This is a genomic window from Curtobacterium sp. PhB25 (assembly GCF_004365375.1).
Taxonomy (GTDB): domain Bacteria; phylum Actinomycetota; class Actinomycetes; order Actinomycetales; family Microbacteriaceae; genus Curtobacterium.
Map to the genome: position 1 here is coordinate 1 of NZ_SODR01000018.1, position 19,763 is coordinate 19,763.

Here is a 19,763-nt window from a genome sequence, read left to right on the forward strand (position 1 = left end):
AACGAGCCACCAGCCAGGCCGAGACGACATTCCGAGACAAGCGGCACCCGCTTGGATGGTGACGTCGCCGACATGCAATGTGTCTCACGGCTGCATCTCGGAAAACTATAGATTTCCGAGGCGGACAGGGGTGTTGCGTTTGCCGCACCTTCACCGGGCAGTTTCGCCGGACACCTATACGGGAATCCCCAGGTCAAGCAGGACACGGTCAAGTTGACATGGTTGTCACCGCCAGACGTGCACCAGTGAACGACCGGCTATCGGACGCTCATCGGGTGCCCTGGATCTATCCTTGCGTCGGGACTGGCAGCAGGATCGCGCCCTGGCCTCGTCGCAGACGACGCGACAATGGTGCAATGCATCCCGACGCCGTGCTCACCCGTGCAGACGGCCCGTCTCTCGCGCCGGATGCCGCTGCGCTCTCAGCCCTCTCGCCACTAACGATCGGCACCGTGCACCGTGCACCGTGATCGCCTCCGCCGTCCGGCTCGACTGTCCGGAGCTGCCGCGGCGCCCAGGACGTGGATGGAGTGGACCGTCTACACGGTCGGCGTCACGTTGCTGACGCTCTTCGACATCCTGACGTCCGCGGCTGTCTGGCAGTGGTTGTCCTTCGTCGTCGTGGCGGTGCTGGGAACGCTCGCGCTGCGGGGCCGCTTCCCCGCGTGGGCGCTCGGGCTCGTCTCACTGGTGGTGACAGCGACGTTCCTGACGGTGGGCGACGCGACCGGGGCCGCGGGTACCTTCGGTCTCGGTGAGTGCTTCGTCCTGCTGATCGTCATCATCGTCCGGTCCCGCAAGGCTGCCGGCCCGCGGGGTTGGGCCGGCGTGGCACTCGTCGTCGGTGCCCTGGTGTGCGTGCCGGTCCGTGTCCTGTCTCCCGACGTCCTCGTCTTCGTGATCGTGCTCGTCGCCGGCGCGGGATGCGCCCTGGCAGCAGGGGCAGTGCTGCGGAACATGGACGGCGAACGGCGCCTGGCACTCGCGATCGCGACGCAGCACGAGCGTGACGAGCTCGCGCGGGATCTCCACGACGACTTCACGAACCGGGTCACCAGCATGATCCTCATGGTTCAAGCCGCCCGCCGCTCGCTTGGCTCGCCATCTGCCGACCTCGATGACGACCTCGCGAAGGTGGAGGCCGCTGGTTCGGAGGCGCTCGGCTCGATGCGCCGATGGGTGGCGACGCTGCGCGCGAGCGATGTCGAACGCAACCACGAACTGGGCACGACACCGCTCGCCGAGATCCCGCTGATCCTCGAGCAGTGGGAGGCGACCTCGCCGACGGGACACGCGCGGTACATCGACGAGACCAGCTCCGCCGTTCCCGAGGAGATCCAGACGACCACCTACCGCATCGTGCAGGAGGCCGTGACGAACGCCTCCCGACACGCCCCCGATGCCCGATGGCTGGAGGTGTCCATCGCCGACCACGACGGCACCCTCGTGGTCCAGGTCCTGAACCCCGTCACCAGCACTCCGGCGGTCGACTCCGTGCCCGGGTCCGCCGGTCTCGGGATCACCGGCATGCAGGAGCGGGCCCGCCTGCTCGGCGGGACCGTGGAGGCGGGCCCTGTCGGGTCCTCCACCTGGTCGGTGCGCGCAGTGATCCCGCTGGACGGTGCGGCATGACGATCCGTGTCCTCGTGGCCGACGACCACCCCTCCGTCCGGTCGACCATCGCCCGGATCCTCACCGAGGAACCCGACATCGACGTCGTGGGCGAGTGCGGTGACGGCCTGGAGGCGCTCGAGGTCGCCCAGCGGCTCGCCCCGGACGTCGCGATCGTCGACATCCGGATGCCGCGGATGGACGGCCTCGAGCTGACCCGGCTCCTCGCGGGACCACGAGCACGCGTCCCCGTGAAGGTGGTCGTGGCCACCACCTTCGACCTCGACGAGTACGTCTACGGGGCGCTGCGTGCCGGAGCATCCGGATTCCTACTCAAGGACGCCGGCGCGAGCCTGCTCGTGGAGGCCGTCCGGGCTGCACACTCCGGCGACCAGCTCATCAGCCCCTCGGTGACGGTCCGCCTGCTCCAGCACCTCGCACCCCGATCCGCGACCACGCTGCACCCCGACCTCACGCCGCGCGAGGAAGAGGTCGCGGCGTTGGTCGGCCGGGGACTGACCAACGCCGAGGTGGGACAGGCGCTCTTCATCTCACTCGGCACAGTGAAGTCTCACCTCTCGGCCCTGCAGACGAAGCTCGACGCCCGTAACCGGGTCGAGATCGCGGCATGGGCCTGGAGCTCGGGTCTGCTCCGCCCCTGAGCGACCCGACCCCACCCGGCCGTACCAGCCGAACGGCTGATGTCGACGCCCCCGCCCGCCTCGACCATGGGTACCGGGCAGGCCGCCCGAGATCCGGGCCGTGCTCCGAGAGGCGAACAGTGACCACCACCGAGCTCAGAGAACGCACCACCGGCACCGGAGGTCGGGTGGTGGCGCTCGATGTCATCCGAGGGGTCGCTCTCTGCGGCATCATCTTCGTCAACATCGGGCCGTTGACCCGCTTCGGCATGGAATCGGGGTTCTACGGTCCGTTCACCCTGGGGGATCCGAGCGGCTGGCTGCAGCTGCTCGTGCAGCAGCGGTTCTTCCCGATCTTCTCGCTCCTGTTCGGCATCGGCTTCTCGATCTTCCTCGAATCGGCCGCCCGCCGGGTTGCACGACCGAGGATCCTCCTGCTCCGCCGACTGCTCATCCTGCTCGTCATCGGGATCCTCTTCGAGATGCTCCAGGGCGGTTCTGCGCTGCTGCCCTACGCGGTGGTCGGCCTCGTCGTCCTCCTGCCGAGCACATGGCTCCCGCGCTGGGCATCTGCGGCCGCGGCCGTCGTGCTCATCCTCGCGAGCCTCGGCTTCGCCGGCGGCGGTCTCACGCTGATCCCCGGGATGTTCCTCCTGGGCTCATGCCTCACCCGGTACGGGCTGGTCCGCGCGATCGGTCGCTCTCGACGCGGATCGCTGATCGCCCTGGCCGCATTCACCGTGGTCGCCGTCCCGCTGGCCACGTGGCAGATCACCACAATCGAGTCGTCCGGATTCGACGTCGTGTCCGCCGCTGCGGGCCTCGCCATCGCAGGTGTGTATGTCTCGCTCCTGTCACTGCTGATGACGACCAGCGCGGCGCGTGTGCTGCAGACGGCATTCACGCCGCTCGGCACGATGGCGCTCACGAACTACGTCTGCGCTGCCCCGCTGATGCTCGCCGCGGCGGCGTTGTTGGACCTGACGCACAGCACTTCGTGGACGCCACTGTTCGCCACCGTCGTCGTCATCCTCCTGGTCCAGTGGGTCGCGAGCACGCTGTGGTTGCGGTACTGCACGCAGGGGCCGTTGGAATGGCTGTGGCGCTGGGGCACCTGGGGACACCGCCGCCCCCTGCGTCGGCGAGCCGTCGTGGTCCCGTCGCCGGAGACCGACAGAGTGACCCCGTGATCTTGCTGCTCCCGGCCGCGGTCTTCGCGGCCCTCTACGTCACCAGCAGGCGGCGCGACGTGCGCCGCCTGCGGAACGGTGTCTTCCTCGTCGCCGCCGCCGCATGCGTCCTCCTCGCGGTCGCCGTCGAGGCATCACGGGCGACACCGTTCCTCGAGAGCCTGGTGCTGCTCGGCGTCGTCGCAGGCCTAGGGCTGATCGCGATCCTGGCGGTCTTCCTGATCGGCAACGGCGTCACGATGCTCCGGTTGGAGGGCCACAGCCTCGGCAACCTGCTCTCCCTCGTCGCGGGCGTGGCGATCCTGGTGTTCCCCGTCCTGGCTGCGGTCCCGGCCTTCGGCCTCGACCGACCGACTCGTCTGCCCGGATGGGCCACGATCCTGCTTATCGGCCTCGGCCTCCTGCTCTTGTTCGCCTGCGGGTACGCGGCCGCGACCTTCACCGCGTTCGCCGTGTACTCGCTCGTCTACAGCCGTTACCGACACACCGACAGACCGGCCGCGCTGGTGGTGCTCGGTTCGGGCTTGATCCGCGGCGAGGTGCCCCCGCTCCTGCGGAGCCGGCTGGACAAGGCGCTGGCCGTCTACCGATCGGTCCCCGACGACGCCATCCGCCCGATCCTCATCCCGTCGGGTGGGCAGGGCTCGGATGAGCCCAGGGCCGAAGGAGACGCCATGGCGGAGTACCTCCTCGCTCACGGTGCCGCTTCGGAGGACGTCCATCCCGAAACCGCCTCCCGGAACACCCGCGAGAATCTCCTCCGCTCCCTCGAGGTCCAGCGCGCTGCAGGACGATCCGGCAGCACCTTGGTCGTCACGAACAACTACCACGTGCTGCGGGCCGCCCTGCTCGCTCGATCGGTCGCCAGTGATGCGCAGGTGATCGGCTCCCCGACGGCCGCCTACTACATCCCGAGCGCGTTCCTCCGCGAGTACACCGCGATCATGGTCGAACACAAACGCCTGAACGCCGCCGCCCTGCTCACGGTCGCCGCATTGGTGACGCTCGCAGCAGTCTGGTCAGTCATTCCTCGGTGAGCTGCTGCTGAACGTCGCAATTGCCAAGGTCTTGTCGAGCGCACCGTCCTCCCACGCAGCCCAGCTTCATCCTCGGCGTGGGGCAGGATCCGCCACGGGCCGTGACCGTCCGGCGAACCATCGGCTACCGGACGTCGGTGTCCTCTGGCGCATCTCTGCGACGGCGGATAGCTCGGAGAACCGCTCTCCAGCTGGTGAGGTACACCACGAGGCCGATTGCTATGGCGATCGTTTGCGGGGCGCCGACGAGCACGAGTGCCACCGCTGCGAGGAGCGCTGCCAGAAGAGCGCCGACGAGAAGTAGGGTCTGGAAGTTGCGCAGCCGCCGCTCGGCTCTGGTCGCTCGCATGTTTCGAATCTAACGAAGCGTCCGTCAGCCAATCGGTGAGCGGTCGGCTGCGAGTCGTGCGCAGTCACGCAAGGGGAAGGCTGCTCGCGCTACACGGCGCCCTCGGCTCGGCCGGCCCGGTCAGGTTTAGCGGCAGGTCGCCTGGGTGAACTTCGCCCTCGAGACGCCGCTGCGGGTGAACGTGAACTCGAGCGCACCCGTCTCGCCCTCACCGAGGGCGTAGAGGGTGTCGTTCGACGACGCGACGACCGTGCCTGCACTGTCTAGGCCGTTGACGCCAACATAGACGCCTGACGGGCAAGCGTCGTACGCGTAGACCTTCGCCTTGAAGCAGGAGCCGAACGAGTACTCGCAGCCACCCTCGAAGCCGTCGTCGCCTCGGCTGAGCCACTTCAGCGCGATGCCGGACCCGGCGTCCTTGAACCCGGCCGGCAGGTCCGGGGCGGCCTCCACCAGAGCCGTGTCGTCGTCCGGTTCGGAGGCGGTGCGGGGCTCCGTGTTGTGAGAGTCGACGCTCACGGCGACCATTGTGACGATGAGGGCGAGGGTGGGTATGGCAATGATGGTGAACCACCAGCCCACGGGAAGGATCTGACGGGACTTCCTCACCGGGCGGGGCTGCTCGATGGCCTCGAACCCGCCGTCACCCTCGTTCAACCAGGTACGGCCGGTCCAGTACCGCCACGTGTTTCGCTTCCACCCGTGCTCGTGCCAGCCGACACGGCGAACGTTGTTGTTCGCCGCTGTCGTCGCGCCAGGATCAGGGGATGCCACCGCGGCCGGCTCCGCCTGGGCTGGGTACTCGCGCGGTGCGGCCACCGTTGCTTCTGCCACGGAAGACACCTCGGCGCCGATCGTCTCGACGTCCTCCCGAATGGCGCGCTCGACGATCCACTCCGAGCCGTCCCAGTAACGTTCGCGGCCAGCGACCACTGAGGGGTACCAGCCAGCAGGCGCAGCAGGTGGGGCATCGTCGTCGTGCACAGGAGCCTTTCACAGAGGGAACCGTGCAAGCCTAAGAGACGCGACAGGCGCTCAATACCCCTGTTTCGGGGCGTCGGGCGGCCGCAATGCTGAGCACAGGCGGGGCCATGGCAGCGCCCGTCCGGTCATCGACCGGCTACCGGACGCGCTCCGAAGCTCCGCGGAGCGCCTCGGGGAACGCAGGCCCAAGCCGCAGATCGAGTGGTGCGCCGCCTGAGATTGTCTAGCGCTGACTGATTCGAGCGTTCGCTTCAGCCCAACGATTGGCCTGCTCGGGTGTGATCGCGACGTAAAGGGGGCCGACCGGCTCGCCGATGTTTCGTCCGCTGGCTGTGGCGAGCGGCCAGGACGCCTCGTCCGGGTAGGTGGCGCGCTGGTGGACCGTCATCTTTCGGCACGCTGACCGCCACACGTTGACCAACATGCCCGATTCCGCTGCGATCGTTTCGGTCGGAAGGAACTTCCCGACGTGGCTTGCGCAGACATCGATCGCCTTTCTCCAGCGCTGCGAGGTTGCGGTCGGATTCTCGATCAGCGCGGTGAGGTTCTCCACCGACCACGGCGTGTGCTCATCGAGGGCTGCTTGGGTCCCGTGCACGGCCTGGTCAGTTCCGGGCGCATCCGTCGTCAGCCTGATCTCTACAGCTCCGGGGGTCGGTTCGAACCCGAGAGCATCGAGCCGTTCTTCGATGAGGTCAACGATGTCGCCATAGTGTTCGGCGGGGATGAGGTGGGGGATGTACGTAGTTGGCATGTCGCCTCCAGTCGATCTTCTGTTACAACGCAGCGTACTCCACTTGCTGACTGGCTTGCAATAGAGGGTCTAGCTGGCGAGTCTTACGGGACACTTCCAACTCGGCTCCTCCATTGGACCGACTGACCACCGACGCGCCACGCGACCGGTCAGCGTTCCGGCACGATCTGGTCGCGATTAGGCGACGTTCTCGGTCGTCGCACCGGCTTTTTCGAGGGCGCCAGGGACGGCGAGGAGTTCCGCGAGGTCTGCTGCGTCGATGTCGCGGTTGTCGATCGCCTACCGGGCGTGGAGTTCGAGGTAGTCGAGGGCCTGGCGGACCGTTTCTTCGAGGGGGCGGGTGCTGTCGATGACGAGCCGATCGTCCGTGCGGGGCTCGTACTCGTCGGCGGTGCGCTGTACCTCGTCCCACGTCGGCAAGATGAACCCGGGCAGGTCGTTCGCACGCTGTTCCACGCGGCGACGGTGTTCGCCGACGTCCGCACACACGACCTCGATCACGCGCAGCGGTACCCCGGCGGCATCCGCTGTCGACGCCCATCCAGCCCGAGCGGGCTCAACGCCGCTCACCGCGTCCGCAATGACCGTCTGTCCTCGCCGCAGATTCGGTACCGCGATGGCATGCATGATCGAGTACGCGGCGATCCCGGACCGCTCGCGCGGTATTTGGTATTTCCACATCGCACCCTCGATCGCATCGACGCGGAGCGTCAGCGAGGGCATCAGCTCCGCGATCGCAGCAGACAGTGTCGACTTCCCTGCACCGGGAAGACCACAAACCTGAACCAGCATCGACAACTCCTTCGTTGGCCGTGGCTCCTTGTCTATCGGTCGTGGACGCGCAGCACCAGCGAAGTGGATACGCACGCCAAACCCCCGAGGATGTGTCCAATGCCGATCCGCCGCCGGGCACCCTTGCGCTGCGGAGAAGGGGCCTTGTGCCGTTCGCGAGCAAGTTGTAGCCGACAACATTTGCACTGGGGCTACCTACGCCCTTGCCTCCCCGGCCGACGCTGACGCAGGCGGCGTCTCGCCGGGTGGGGTGAAGAAGTCGCGGTAGCGGACCGGGCCGGCTACGCCTCCGTGCACTCCATCCCGCTGCGGCTGCGCGACACCGTCCTCGGATCGATGAACCTGTTCCGGGCGACACCCGGCGCGCTCAACGAAGACGACGCGATCGCCGCGCGGGCACTCACCGATGTCGCAACGATCAGCATCCTGCAACAGCGCAACGTCGACCACGCCGCGCTGGCGCAGGCGCAACTGCAGCAGGCGTTGAACAGCCGCGTCGTCATCGAACAAGCCAAGGGCTTCGTCTCCCACACACACCACGTCGACATGGAGACCGCCTTCGAGCTGCTCCGCGGTTACGCCCGTTCCCACCAGATCCGGCTTGCCGACCTCGCCCGGTCGGTCGTGCGCCGCGAGACGGTCATCCCCACCATCAACGAACACGCGTGACGACATCCGACTCCGCTGATCGCGACGCAGGTCTTGTGCTCCGGGGAGCCGACCAATAACGTTTCCTCTCAGCTGCCCCAGCCCTTGGTCGCCGGAACACCACCCCATTCCGATGACGACCAGGAGAGCATCATGAACCCGCAGCGTTCTCCCCTCGACGTCTCGTCAGCGGACACCCCGAACCACCGGTCGGGTGTCGACCCGAACGAACACTCGACCGGTCTCACCACCCCAAGCAACCCGCCAGCGCCGGCAAGCCTGGCCATCGCCGTCGCGTTCATCTACACCCACGCCGCCGACTCCCTGTCGGCTGGCGTGATCGCTTCCGTCGCCGACCTGAGCGTCCGAGACTCGCAACGGTAGTTCCTCACCCACTTCGGCGTCTCACCGATGCAGTACGTCCGGCAGCTCCGACTCGAAGGCGTCCGCGCCGAACTCGGGCCGACCTCCACGGGTGCCGACGTCGGGGTCATTGCCCGCAGGTGGGGATTCGCGCATCTCCGCCGGTTCACCGACACGTACATCGGTTACTTCGGCGAAGCCCCGCTGCGCTCGAACTGAACCGACTCGACCCGGCCGGCAGCTGAATCAACACACACCATCCGTCGAGGAGAGTCCCGTTCACCGCGTGACTGGACTGTTCGGGTCAGAACAGTGGCGCGGGAGGAACGCAGCACCGCTGCGATCCGGCGAGTCGGAATCGAGCTCACCCCTCTTCCGACTCGCCCACTCCCACACACCGCGTCAGGCCCGTCGACCTCTGGTGAAAAAAGCGCGGTTCTCCACAGTTAAAAAGTGGACAACCCGGGTCAGCACAGCAGCTACTCCCGTGGAACGGTGGGGCGTCTCGTCGCAGCGCGCCTGCACCCCTGGACTGGGGCGCGACGTGGCCGCAACCGGGGGCGCATAGTCGCACTCAATCGGCCGACCATCGGTCGCGGTGCGCAGGACGCACACCGTTCACGCTTGCACAAGGACGACACGCATGCACATCACACCGTTCCAGACCCCCACCTCAAACTTCGCCGGCGAACCAGCACTCGTCGCAGACCGCATCAAGATCGTCGAAGCCACCATCCGAGTACTGCAACAGCTGGACTACCACGCAGCAACCCAGATCGACGTCGCCGCGGAACTCGGCGTCGACGTCGACGCAGTCACCCGACACTTCCCATCCTGGGACGGCCTGGTCATCGCCACAATGGAACGGTGGATGAGCGGACGCCAAGCCGCCACCTGGGATGTGGCCCTCACCCACGGAGCAGTTCCGTTCCTCCGCGAGCTCCTCACCGTGAACATCAACGAACCCGCCCTGAGCCGGCTGCAGCTGGCAATCTTGAGCGCCGCGTCCTACCCGGACTACGCAGGCCACTCCTACATCCGCCACCAGTACATGACCCTGCTCGGGTACGTCCAGCACGCCCTCACCGAAGACATCCTCGCCGGCCGAGAACCCGCAACAATGCAACCCGTGCACGGCGCCGAGCAACTCCTGGCCATCTACCAAGGGTTCCAGCTGCAAGCGATGATGCTCGACTTCGATGCCCTCGACGCGTTCGACCGGGCAACCGCACGGCTTCGCCGCTCGTGGCCCGACAACGACGCCACTCCCGACCCCGCCTGGATCCTCTAACCCCGTCCACTGTGCGCGCCCGCCGGTGAACCGAGCTAACCATCCCACGGTTTCCAGCCAGCCTGCGGCAACGGTTCACCGTGGTGGTGACCAGCTCCGCCCAAACGCTCGCTGCAAGACGACGCCCCAGTCTGCGTCGGTGATCATTCCCGTCGACGTCTCCGTGCTGAACTGGCCATGCTCATACTGCAGAGGCGCTTGTCCCACCAGGTGCTCGCCGAGCTGCTCTGTGACGTGCCACGTCTTCCGCGCCGTCTCCGACGGCACCGGCACGAGCTGCAGACGATGGCCATGCACCGAGACCGTGGGCGGGAGCTGCGGGATACGAGGCGGCATGGGCACAGTTCACTCCCGCACCGCCCCGAACCGCCGCAGACACGCTCGCACACCCCACCAGCGAGCCATCTACTGGCGCTCAGCGCACACGCACACGCCTCGCCTCAGTTCCGATAATGGTGCTTCTCGGAGCGTATCGGCGGGGGTGGAAGCGGGATAGGCCGCGATGTTGACGGCGGCGTCTCGAGGTGATGCTCGCGGCGGCCCGTGACCGTCGTGGGAGGGCGGAACACATCGGTAGTGTCGAGTTCAAGAGTGTTCGTCGTCGCGCGTCTCGGGTCGTCTCCATCGGGGTAGTGGCCGCTCTGGCAGCGTCGCTGACCGGCTGCGGCGAGGGCGCTGGCGTGGACAGCGACTACGCCAAGATCTGCCGCGACAACAGCACGCAGAAGCGTCTGCCGGACGACGACTGCAACAACCACGGCGGTCACGCCGGCTGGTACTACCTGCCGATCGGCAGCAACCGCGCGACGAAGGTGCCGGCCGTGGGCGACACCGCGTCGGGCGGGACGAGCACGCTGCCGTCCGGGAAGACCGCGAAGTCGGGTATCTCGTCACGCGGCAGCTCCGTCACGAAGGGCGGGTTCGGCGGCTCGGGCGAGCACGGCGGGTTTGGCGGCTGATGGAACGCGTCGAGTTCACCGAACGACCGGACTGGAAGCGCCGCATCCAGCAGACCGGGCTGATCTACTCGCGGTCCGTCCGCGATGACGGCACCGAGGTCGAGTACTGGAACGACGGCGCAGCCTACGTCTTCACCTTGCCGGAGGTGGAAGCGCTCGAGCAGCAGACCGAGGAACTGCACCGGATGTCGCTGGAGGCCGCGCACTACCTGGCCTCCGGCGCGCTCGGCACCCTTGGGCTCACCCGCGAGGGCTTCGAGCTCGCCGCATGGTCGCTCGACCAGGGCGAACCGGACGTCTACGCCCGGTTCGACCTGGCGTACGCAGGTGACGGCTCCCCCGCCAAGATGCTCGAGTACAACGGGGACACCCCGACCGGGCTCATCGAGGCATCCGTCACGCAGTGGCACTGGCTGCAGGACCGTCTCGCCGACGGCTCGCTGCCCGCGGGGACGGACCAGTGGAACGGCATCCACGAGGCGATGGTCGCCCGCTGGCGCACCCTGCTGCACGAGTCGCTGCGGGCGGAGGAGGGCGGCCGCCTCTTCGTCGCGCACTCCGACGTGGACACCGCCGGCGAGGACTGGAACACGGTGGCCTACATGCGCGACCTCGCCGCCGAGGCCGGGTGGGAACACACCGGCATCGAGATGAAGGACATCGGGTGGCACGGCGCCGCACGCCAGTTCGTCGGCAACCCCGAGCCCGCCGGGTCGTCGCGGAGCGTCTTCACGCTGCCCGGCGACGAGGACGGCACGCAGTACCCGGTGATCCGGAACCTGTTCAAGCTGTATCCCTGGGAGGACCTCGTCTCGGGCGACGACCGTGCGCAGGGCGACCAAGAGTTCGGCGCGTTCCTCGTCCGCGATCGTGGCCGGCTCGGCCGATGGTACGAACCGGTGTGGAAGATGTTCTTGTCGAACAAGCTGCTGCTCGTCGCGCTCTGGTGGCTCTTCCCCGGTCACGAGAACCTGCTGCCGGCGTACGCGGACGGACCCCACGGCATGACGGACTTCGTCGTAAAACCGGTCTTCGGTCGCGAGGGTGACGGCATCGCGGTCCACCGCGCCGACGGTTCGGTGACGACGAACGGCACCGAGTACCGGCGTGCCGGCACCGGTGCCGAGCAGGTGTGGCAGCATTACCACGAGCTGCCCAACTTCCCCGGGTCGCGGGGCCACAACCACCCGGTCCTCGGCTCGTGGGTCGTGAACGGCGAATCCTACGGGGTCGGGATCCGCGAGTCCGACGGGCCGATCACCGACTACTGGTGCCGGTTCGCACCCAACGTCATTCGGAGCTGAGCGGGACAGACACGTCTCCAGGATCGCATCGGGGACTGTCTACCGGAACACGGAAGGACCGCCGTGCGTAGCCCAGTTGGGCAAGCATGACGGTCCTTCTCATACGTCGTACTTCGGGCTAGGAACCGTTACCTCGACCCAAGGCTCGTGCCCCGGAAATGATGAAGATCACTCCTGGGACGACGAGAGCGATCAGGTAGACCAGCTTTCCGGCGCCTTCGCCAGGACTGAAAATCAGTCCTGCGATACCGAAGAGAACGAAGAACACTCCGAAGCCGATGGCAACTTTGGGCTTCTTGACATTGAGCAATACATCTATCCTCGGTTAGATGAGCGGCGGATCGAAGGGGTTTTCGCCAACCACGGCGTTGCCGACAGCACCGCCGACGACGTTGCAGCCTTCGGCAGCCAGCACTGCCCCTGCGCCGCCTGTCGACACTCCGGCAATGCATTCGCACGTTGCTCCGGCGATCGTACCGACCACCGTACTCACCGCGAGCTTGGCGATGGTCTGAGAGTCTCCGGTGGACAGGGCGTTGACGAAACTGCAGGGCCGCGCAGGCAGCACTCGACCATTAGACCAGCACGACTGCGCGCACTACGCAGCGCGGGTCGGATCGCTGCTCGGGCCGCACTCCTTCCCACGGTCGCACCGTTGGCAAATTACTGAGACGACTTACCGGCATCCCGGTTTCGCTTTCGAGTGATACTGATCAGATAGCCGATGGCCGAAATCACACATCCCGCTCCGGCGAGCGTTACCCCCAGCCCGTGAGATGAGAACCACACAACGATGCCGGCTACAACCAGAGCCAACCCGAGGCCAGCAACTACTCGTTCCACGGCTGATTCTCCACAACGTCGATTCCAACTGCTACTGCACAAGTGACGACCAGGATGCCCCCCGGTGCAGACAGAGGCGGAATGAGCACAGAGGCTCCGGCCCAAACATCGATGAACCCACAACCGTATACGACATAGGGCAGCGCCTCAGAAGCATCATAGGCACCCGAAGTCCCCGTGCAGACACCGTTGCCCGGAATTGATGCACAGCGACCGGTCGAGTCGCTGCTATTGATCGGATCGGTCCCGGCGTATGCGTAGCGGTTGGCATTCGACGGGCTCAGGGGAGCGTCAAAAGTGTCACGTTCAGCCCACCCGCCGGTGGTGCTGGACTGCCACCGGTACCCGAACTTGGTGAGCCCGTTGTCGGTGCTAGACGAGCGGAGCCCGCTCTTGAACCCGTACGGGTTCTGCTGCCACTGAGCACTGCTCCCGCCAACATCGACGGTTTCGACGCCGTAGGGGGCGTAGGAGACGGTGTACGCGGTCTTGCCGGTGTCGGCGATTGCGGCGGCGGGGTTCCCGGTGCCGTCGATGACCCACATGCTCGTGGTGCCGTCGGTGGTCTGCAGGTCCAGCGGCTGCCCCGTGGACGGGTCGGAGATGACCGACGCGGTCCCGGTGCCGGCGATATTGCGGCTGGTCACCACGGGAGCACCGTTGGAGTCGGACGTGCCATACGTGTAACCGTATTCCGCTCCCCCGTCGGTGGACTGCCAGAGCAGCTTGTTCATGTCGCCACCGGCGTACTCGTAGCTGGTCGTGACGCCGTCCTTCGTCGAGGACGTCATCTGCTGCGCACCGTTGTAGGTGAACGTCTGCCCGGGCGCCTTCACCATGTTGCCGACACCGTCGTACGCGTACCCGTCAGACGTGATCTGCCCGACGGTGTTGTAGGTCAGCGTCTGCGAGCTCGTGACATCCCCGGTGCGCTTGGCGGTGAGCCGGTTCCCGGCCGCGTCGTACGTGTACGCCCACGTGATGTTCGTCGCACCGCCGGCTTGTGCGGCCTTGGTGAGGCGGCTGTTGGAGTCGTACGTGTACGTGGTCGTCTGCTGGGTGATGTTGTCCTTGACCCACTGGATCTTGTCCGTCGCGTTGGCGCTCTTCACCGCCGAGCAGTCACCACCGGCAGCGATCCCGGTGATGTAGCAGTACGTCAAGCTCACCACGGGCTTCGTCGGGTCGTCAGCGTTCACAGCCCTGACACCGGTGACGTGGTCGGACGCACCGTAGGTGATCGTCTGGTGCGCCTGCCACGACGTCGGGTCCTTGGTCGGGTCCGTGTTCTCAACAGCACCGAGCCAGGTGTCGGTGCGGCGGCCGTGGTCGTCGTTTTTGTAGACCTGCTTCGCCGTGCCGCCGTTGGCGGTCGGGTACGTGGTGCGAGTCAGGACGTTGGCGACGTCGTAGTCGTGGGTGACGGTGCCGTGGGCGTCGGTGACCTTGGCCGTGTTGCCGGCGAGGTCGTAGCCGTAGGACACCTGCCCGCCGCCGGCGGTGTTGACCGTGGAGGTGAGTCGGTTCCGCTGGTCGTACGTGTTGGTGATGGTGCCGGTCGCGGACTGCTCGGTGAGCTGGTTGCCGTTGCCGTCGTACGTGTTCGTCACGGTCGCGGTGCCGTCATCGAACGCGGTCGTCAGGAGCCGGTCGTCGTTGTCGTACGTGTACGTCGTGACACCGCCACCACCATCAGTGTGGTTTCGGACGCGGCCGAAGTCGTCGTACGAGTACTTCTGCACACCCACAGTGTTCGCCGGCGCCGTGATCGACCCGAGCTGGTTGTTCGTGTCGTACGCGTACACCGTTCCGGCGGTGTTCCCCGGGGCGACCGCGGTCTTCACCGCACCCCAGGCGTACTTGTCGCCCTTGTCCTTATCGTTGTAGGTCAAGGTCGCGGTTGCTGCTTCCGGACCGGTACCGGTGTCGGTGCCGGACTGGTTGCCGGGCCCGTCATAGCTGAAGCCCGTCTTGTTCTTCGAGCTGTCCGTGGTGGACGCTGGCAGGTACGCCGTCGGCGCAGCAGAGCCATACGTTGCCGTCCCCTTGGTGCCCGAACCGGACTCGGACTGCGTCAGCGACTGCCCGTTATTCGCCCCGTAAGTGTTCGTGGTCTTGCTCGCGCCGGCATCACCGGCCGCGCCAACCTGCGACGTTGCGACCCCGTTGTTCGCCGAGTTGTACGTCCGGGACTGCTCCCGCTTGGCCGCGTCCACGGCCTTCGTGACGAGGTCGTTGCCGTCGAGGGTGTACGTCGTGTGTGCTGCGTCCGCGATTGCCTGCGACTGGTTCGACCGCGGGTCCGCCACCAGCGTCGACGTGTCCGAGGCGTACGAGAACCGCGTCACAGCGGTCCCCGGGGAACCGACGGTGGTGTTGCGCTGTTCGACCTTCGTGATCCGGTCGGACGAGTCGTACGTGAACGCCGTCACGCCACCCTCGGGCGCCGTGATCGAGGTGAGATCCCCGCTGGTGTACCCGAACGTGGTCTTCTTGCCGAGCGCGTCCGTGTACGTGGTGATGTCACCGGTGCTGTTCTTCGTCCACGACACACTCCGCTTGCTCGAGCCGGAGGTCTGCGAGAACGTCTGCACCCCGTTCGCGTACGACGAGTTCGCCGTCCGCGCCCCGGAGACACCCGCGGTCGAGACGAGTGACTTCAGCGTGAAGCCGGGCTCGTCGGAGTTGAAGCTGATCTGGTTCTTGTTCCGGTCCACGATCGACGTCGGCTGGCCGGCGAGGTTGAAGTGCGTCGTCGAGTTCGACGTCCACCCCTTCAGCGTGTACTCGTGCGTCGTACTGTTGTCGACACGGGTCAGGGTCTGCTGCAAACCAGCCGGGCTGATGAACGCACCCTGCGCCCCCGACGGACGGAACTGCCACGCCGTCCCGACAGCGTCCGTGTAGATGACACCGTCCGCGTTCGCGGTGAGATCACCCGCGCCAGCGAGGGCGTACTGCCACCGGTTCGCGTCCATCGTGTTCGCATCACCGACGGTGGTGCTGCGCGAGTTGTACGCGGCGCCGATCGTGGTGTTCTGCGTCACACCCGGCAAGCTCATCGCCGACGTGGTCACGAGCAGGTTGCCCGTTCCGACGTCGACGGAGGCGTTGGTCTGGTCCGTGATCGGAAACGGCAGCGTCGTCGCCGAGGTCCGCTGACCGGTGCGGTTCGTGTTGCCGGGGCCACCAGGGAGCGAGTTGTACGCACCCTGCAGGTCGACGAGGTAGTTCATCGCCGCCGTACCCATGTTCTTGATCCGGATCTTGCCGTTCGCACCGACCGGCGCGACCACGGTGTTCGTCATCTTCGACGTCCGGTCGGAGCTGATCGCGGATGCTTCCGGCTCCGCCGCACCGTCGGCCCACATCTTCGCGTACGAGTCAGCACCACTGTCGTTCACCGCGGTGAACGTCACCGCGGCAGCCGACAAGCCGCCCTCGACGGTCGGAGCTCCCTGGACACCGCCGACCTGCACCGTGAACGATGCACCCGAAGCGATGCTCCCACCGTTGCGGGTGTCGATGAGTCGACCGTTCAACGGGGTGAAGCCGCCACCCGGGTTCGACTTCAGGAAGTAGCCCTGGATGTCGACGACGAGGTCGATCTTCCCCCCGCCCTCGGCCGTGTCGATGCTGAACTTCCCATCGGCGTTCAACGCAACCTGCGCGTTCATCGCGGTCGACTGGCCCTCGACGGAGTTGTAGTTCAGGACACCCGTGCTGCGGGTCTCACCGGTCGGGGTGGGACGGACGTAGCCCGCTTTGGCCTCGCGGTTGATCACGATGATGTTCACCGCGACCGCCGCGGCACCCGCCGGGATGCCGTTCGAGCCGGTGGCCTGGATGGTGCGCTGCGAACCTGCTGGGATCTGCCCCTGCGCGGCACCGATGCCGCCACGGGAATCGAGCACTCGGGACGGCGACATCGCCACAAACCCACCGGCAGACACGCCGTTCTTCGTCGACGTGTAGTAACCGGTGACGTCGATGATCACCTTCGACTGCGCCGTCTCGGTCCGCACCTGGATCGTGCCGTCATCCGCGACCGCGAGCAGACCCGTGTTCGACGTGTTCCCGCCGACACCAGAGTTGTAGATCATCATCAGCGTCGTCGTGTCGTCATCGTCGGCGCGCATCTGCAACTGACCCGACCCCGACGGATCGGCGATGGTGACCATCATCGTCACCGCGCCGATCCCGGACGATGGCAGCCCGGCTACGCCGGCGACCTTCACCGTGCGGAACACGCCCTTCTCGGTCGCACCACCCAACACGCGGGCGTTGGAGGGCATCGGCACGTACTGCCCGCCCGTACCGGTCACCACAGCCTGCGCCGGAGCCGGCTGCGACACCACCACCAACAACGAACCCAGCAGCGCGACCAACGTCACCACCGCCAGGACCACTCCACGAACACGACCAGACAACGACGCAGCGAACACGCGTAGAACCCCTCAAGACGTCGCACCAACGCACAGCCCCCATGGCTGCACTGCGCAACTTCACAGCACATTACGGAGCATCTCTCAGCACCGCACCCCCCACAAAAGGGGGCCACCGCGGTTGTCCCGCCCGTTCTCGTGTACAGCCACTCGAACGACGCGTTCAGTGACGCTGAACTCCTACCGGTCCTTCGCCTCCGTGCCGTACTGCTGTCCGTACTTCTCGCGGATCGCCTCTTCGACGACGTTGCGAATCGTCCCCTCGCCGCCGTCGACCGCTGCATCGATCAGGTCCTGCACGTCGAGTGCGAGACGGGTGCTGAACGGGACCGTCACCTCGCGCCGAGGGCGCCCGCGGCGCGGCGCCGGCGGAGTCGCATTCGGCGACGCCGGGGCCGGAACAGGAGTCGGAGCAGGTTCGGTCTGGCGGTAGTCGACCGGGTCGACGCGCTCGTCCGCGGCGGCTTGGGGTCGGCGTCGGGTCCTGAGGTCGCCGGGGCGCTCTGGCTTCTGGTCGCTCATCGGATCACTTGATCCACGATGGCGGTGTACGCGTCGAGCACTGGTGCACCCTTCCTGTAGTTGCCGTACCACTCACCCGTGAGGCGTACTTCCTGCACGATCGCTCGTTCTGGGACGAGGGGCAGCAAGAGCATGCCTGTGTCGCGGAGCTCGTCGATGCTCGCCACGGCAGGTCGGGACATGATCGTTTCCCGGACTCCCCCGACGACGATGCCGGCTTCGGTCAGAGTCACGGGAGCGGCGATGCGCTCTCTACTGTGTCGGAACTGTTGCACGGTCTTCCGGGCGCCGTTGAAGCCGTCGATGCCGTCGTTCGTCGCGTTAGCGGCATAGATGACGGTGTCGGCAGCGTTGAGGGCCGCCAGGGTCAACGGGCCGCCTTGACGGTTGGGGCAGTCGATGACGATGAGGTCAGCCTGCACGCCCTCGAGTGACATGCGAAGGCGGAGCTCGGCGTGGTCGGCCCGGTCTGCCTCGCGGTTCGACACGTTGCGCGCGCTCGGCAGGACACGGAGGTTCGGCGACCAGGCGGTAGACACTGCCAGGTCTTCTGCCCACCCCTCCGGCTCCTCATTACCGAGGATCGCACCAACGTGCAGCCCCTCCCCCGATGGTTCGACGTTGAGCCACTTCGTTGAAGCTGCCCGGGGATCCAAATCGACAAGGAGCGTCCTGAGACCTCGTTCTGCAGCGATCATCGCGATGGACACTGCGGTCGTCGTTTTCGACACCCCACCGGACTCGCTGTACACCATGACTGTCTGCATGCAAGAAAGCATGTCAGCATGCTTGCTGTCTGTCAAACAATCTTGCATGCTGTCATTCATTCATTCATGCATGAAAGAAGGAAGGCACGCAGGCGTTCAAGCAGCTAGCTCGAGGTCACGGAGCTGCTGGAGCAGACCACGTCGAACGAACCGCATAGCCTCTTGGTGGTCGGCTCGGCCGTCGCCCGAGCATGGGTACGCCGGGTATGCCTCGGGGCCGCCGTGGTCGTCGATGGATCGGAACATGACGACCTGGGTGGTGGGGGTGCGGTCGCGGCCGCGTCGGCCGGCCTTGCGGATGAGGTGGTTCTGCCACCAGGCCCAGAGGTCGCGTTCGTCGACGTACTGCTGTTCCCGTCGTTGGAGAATCCCGTCGACGCCGAGCTGCTTGGCCACGTGGGTCCGGAAGTCCTGGAGTCGTCGGCGCCAGCCGGTGGGTGTTGCGATCGCGAGGGTCCAGCGGCGCATGCGCGCGAGGGCTGCTCGTGCACGGCCGCGGGGGAGTCCTGCACGCTCTGCAACGACCTCGGGTGCGTGCTCGTCGGTGGTAAGGCTCTCGTAGACACGGCGCGCAGTGGGCCCCAGCCCTGCGCGGGTGAAGACGTCATGCCGTCCGGCGTCAATTCGGTCTTCCAGAGCATCGAGGAGGGTAACTCTGACGTCGAAGAGCTCGGCTGGGGGGCGGGCGGTCACGTCGTGAAGTGGCCCGACCTGTACTGAGGGTGTGGAAAACCGGTCGGTGAGACGCCAGACGACTGCGTTGGGGCCGTCGGCCGGGCGACGGCGGGTGATCCATCCGGCCGCCTGGAGGCGGCGGAGCGACCGGTCGACGGTGCTCGAGGGGATCCCGGTGGCGATCGCCACGGACCGGAGCGCGGCACCGACGTCGCGGGAGCCGGAGCGCAGGGACGCCCAGGCGAGGTAGGTCAGGACGGTGCTGTCGTGCAGGTCCGCCTCGGTGCGGGTCCAACGGCCGGGGGAGGCGGTGAACGCCTGCAGCATGGCCTCGACGACGTCGACGATCCCGGTCAGCTGGGTCAGGTCGCGTTGTTGCCGTTCCTCGGGCGCGTACCGGTACAGCACCGCCCGTTCCTGCGCCTTCGCCCACTGCCGCTCGAGGCGCGCGGCAGCCTCGGCCGCGGTGCGGGGCTCGCGGCCGCCGGCAGGACGGTTGCGGGTGCGGTAGTGCTCCATGCCGGGTGCGGTCTTCGCGGCGTGCTCGACGTCGGCGAGGGTCCACCCGGACACCGCGGCCGCGAGCAG

16 protein-coding genes and 2 pseudogenes are annotated in these 19,763 nt (G+C 66.7%); 11 read left to right on the forward strand and 7 right to left on the reverse strand.

Annotation, left to right across the window (positions count from 1 at the left end):
* Nucleotides 1–525 precede the first annotated feature (525 nt).
* The 4 genes from EDF51_RS19280 to EDF51_RS19295 all read left to right on the forward strand — a co-directional run bounded on the left by EDF51_RS19280 (nucleotide 526) and on the right by EDF51_RS19295 (nucleotide 4,479).
* Nucleotides 526–1,632 carry a histidine kinase gene (locus tag EDF51_RS19280; protein ID WP_134196185.1) on the forward strand — a complete coding sequence of 369 codons (1,107 nt, stop codon included), beginning with the start codon at nucleotides 526–528 and terminating at the stop codon, nucleotides 1,630–1,632.
* Nucleotides 1,629–2,273: a response regulator transcription factor gene (locus EDF51_RS19285; protein WP_134196187.1), complete on the forward strand. Its 645-nt coding sequence runs from the start codon at nucleotides 1,629–1,631 to the stop codon at nucleotides 2,271–2,273. Before EDF51_RS19280 ends, EDF51_RS19285 begins: the two co-directional genes overlap by 4 nt.
* 119 nt (nucleotides 2,274–2,392) lie before the next feature.
* Nucleotides 2,393–3,442, forward strand: a complete 1,050-nt coding sequence (locus tag EDF51_RS19290; RefSeq protein WP_243837171.1) for a DUF418 domain-containing protein — start codon at nucleotides 2,393–2,395, stop codon at nucleotides 3,440–3,442.
* Nucleotides 3,439–4,479, forward strand: a complete 1,041-nt coding sequence (locus EDF51_RS19295) for a YdcF family protein (RefSeq protein ID WP_134196191.1) — start codon at nucleotides 3,439–3,441, stop codon at nucleotides 4,477–4,479. Before EDF51_RS19290 ends, EDF51_RS19295 begins: the two co-directional genes overlap by 4 nt.
* 475 nt (nucleotides 4,480–4,954) lie before the next feature.
* Here the strand turns inward: EDF51_RS19295 and EDF51_RS20375 are convergent, their stop codons facing one another.
* From EDF51_RS20375 to EDF51_RS19310, 3 genes are all read right to left on the reverse strand, one after another.
* Nucleotides 4,955–5,347 (reverse strand): hypothetical protein, encoded by a 393-nt coding sequence (locus tag EDF51_RS20375; RefSeq protein WP_243837172.1) that lies wholly within the window; start codon nucleotides 5,345–5,347, stop codon nucleotides 4,955–4,957.
* A 688-nt stretch (nucleotides 5,348–6,035) separates the two neighbouring features.
* Nucleotides 6,036–6,566: a hypothetical protein gene (locus EDF51_RS19305; RefSeq protein WP_134196196.1), complete on the reverse strand. Its 531-nt coding sequence runs from the start codon at nucleotides 6,564–6,566 to the stop codon at nucleotides 6,036–6,038.
* A gap of 279 nt (nucleotides 6,567–6,845) precedes the next feature.
* Complete coding sequence (locus EDF51_RS19310; RefSeq protein ID WP_166673602.1) at nucleotides 6,846–7,358, reverse strand: ATP-binding protein; 513 nt, start codon at nucleotides 7,356–7,358, stop codon at nucleotides 6,846–6,848.
* 291 nt (nucleotides 7,359–7,649) lie between these two features.
* Here EDF51_RS19310 and EDF51_RS19315 point away from each other — a divergent pair, with 291 nt between their 5' ends.
* From EDF51_RS19315 to EDF51_RS19345, 7 genes and pseudogenes are all read left to right on the forward strand, one after another.
* A complete protein-coding gene (locus EDF51_RS19315) occupies nucleotides 7,650–8,027 on the forward strand; it encodes an ANTAR domain-containing protein (RefSeq protein ID WP_243837173.1) in 378 nt (125 codons plus the stop codon).
* 132 nt (nucleotides 8,028–8,159) lie between these two features.
* The gene (locus EDF51_RS19320) at nucleotides 8,160–8,390 is read left to right on the forward strand and encodes a hypothetical protein (protein WP_134196200.1); all 231 of its coding nucleotides are present in this window, start codon (nucleotides 8,160–8,162) and stop codon (nucleotides 8,388–8,390) included.
* Between the two features lie 12 nt (nucleotides 8,391–8,402).
* Nucleotides 8,403–8,588, forward strand: a pseudogene (locus EDF51_RS19325) (helix-turn-helix domain-containing protein); the annotation flags it as partial.
* A gap of 424 nt (nucleotides 8,589–9,012) precedes the next feature.
* Entirely contained in the window at nucleotides 9,013–9,660 is a 648-nt protein-coding gene (locus tag EDF51_RS19330; protein ID WP_134196204.1) for a TetR/AcrR family transcriptional regulator, read from the forward strand.
* A gap of 680 nt (nucleotides 9,661–10,340) precedes the next feature.
* Nucleotides 10,341–10,619 carry a tRNA-dihydrouridine synthase gene (locus EDF51_RS19335; RefSeq protein ID WP_243837174.1) on the forward strand — a complete coding sequence of 93 codons (279 nt, stop codon included), beginning with the start codon at nucleotides 10,341–10,343 and terminating at the stop codon, nucleotides 10,617–10,619.
* Nucleotides 10,619–11,923 carry a glutathionylspermidine synthase family protein gene (locus tag EDF51_RS19340; RefSeq protein WP_134196206.1) on the forward strand — a complete coding sequence of 435 codons (1,305 nt, stop codon included), beginning with the start codon at nucleotides 10,619–10,621 and terminating at the stop codon, nucleotides 11,921–11,923. Before EDF51_RS19335 ends, EDF51_RS19340 begins: the two co-directional genes overlap by 1 nt.
* Nucleotides 11,924–11,999: 76 nt before the next feature.
* Nucleotides 12,000–12,593 (forward strand): hypothetical protein, encoded by a 594-nt coding sequence (locus EDF51_RS19345; RefSeq protein ID WP_134196208.1) that lies wholly within the window; start codon nucleotides 12,000–12,002, stop codon nucleotides 12,591–12,593.
* A gap of 160 nt (nucleotides 12,594–12,753) precedes the next feature.
* Here the strand turns inward: EDF51_RS19345 and EDF51_RS19350 are convergent, their stop codons facing one another.
* From EDF51_RS19350 to EDF51_RS20105, 4 genes and pseudogenes are all read right to left on the reverse strand, one after another.
* A complete protein-coding gene (locus EDF51_RS19350) occupies nucleotides 12,754–17,163 on the reverse strand; it encodes an RHS repeat-associated core domain-containing protein (RefSeq protein ID WP_134196210.1) in 4,410 nt (1,469 codons plus the stop codon).
* A 228-nt stretch (nucleotides 17,164–17,391) separates the two neighbouring features.
* A complete protein-coding gene (locus EDF51_RS19355; RefSeq protein WP_134196212.1) occupies nucleotides 17,392–17,733 on the reverse strand; it encodes a hypothetical protein in 342 nt (113 codons plus the stop codon).
* Nucleotides 17,730–18,500, reverse strand: coding sequence for a ParA family protein (locus EDF51_RS19360; RefSeq protein ID WP_134196214.1), 771 nt, complete (start codon nucleotides 18,498–18,500; stop codon nucleotides 17,730–17,732). The genes EDF51_RS19355 and EDF51_RS19360 overlap by 4 nt, the downstream gene beginning before the upstream one ends.
* A 96-nt stretch (nucleotides 18,501–18,596) precedes the next feature.
* Nucleotides 18,597–19,763 (reverse strand): annotated as a pseudogene (locus tag EDF51_RS20105) (hypothetical protein); the annotation flags it as partial.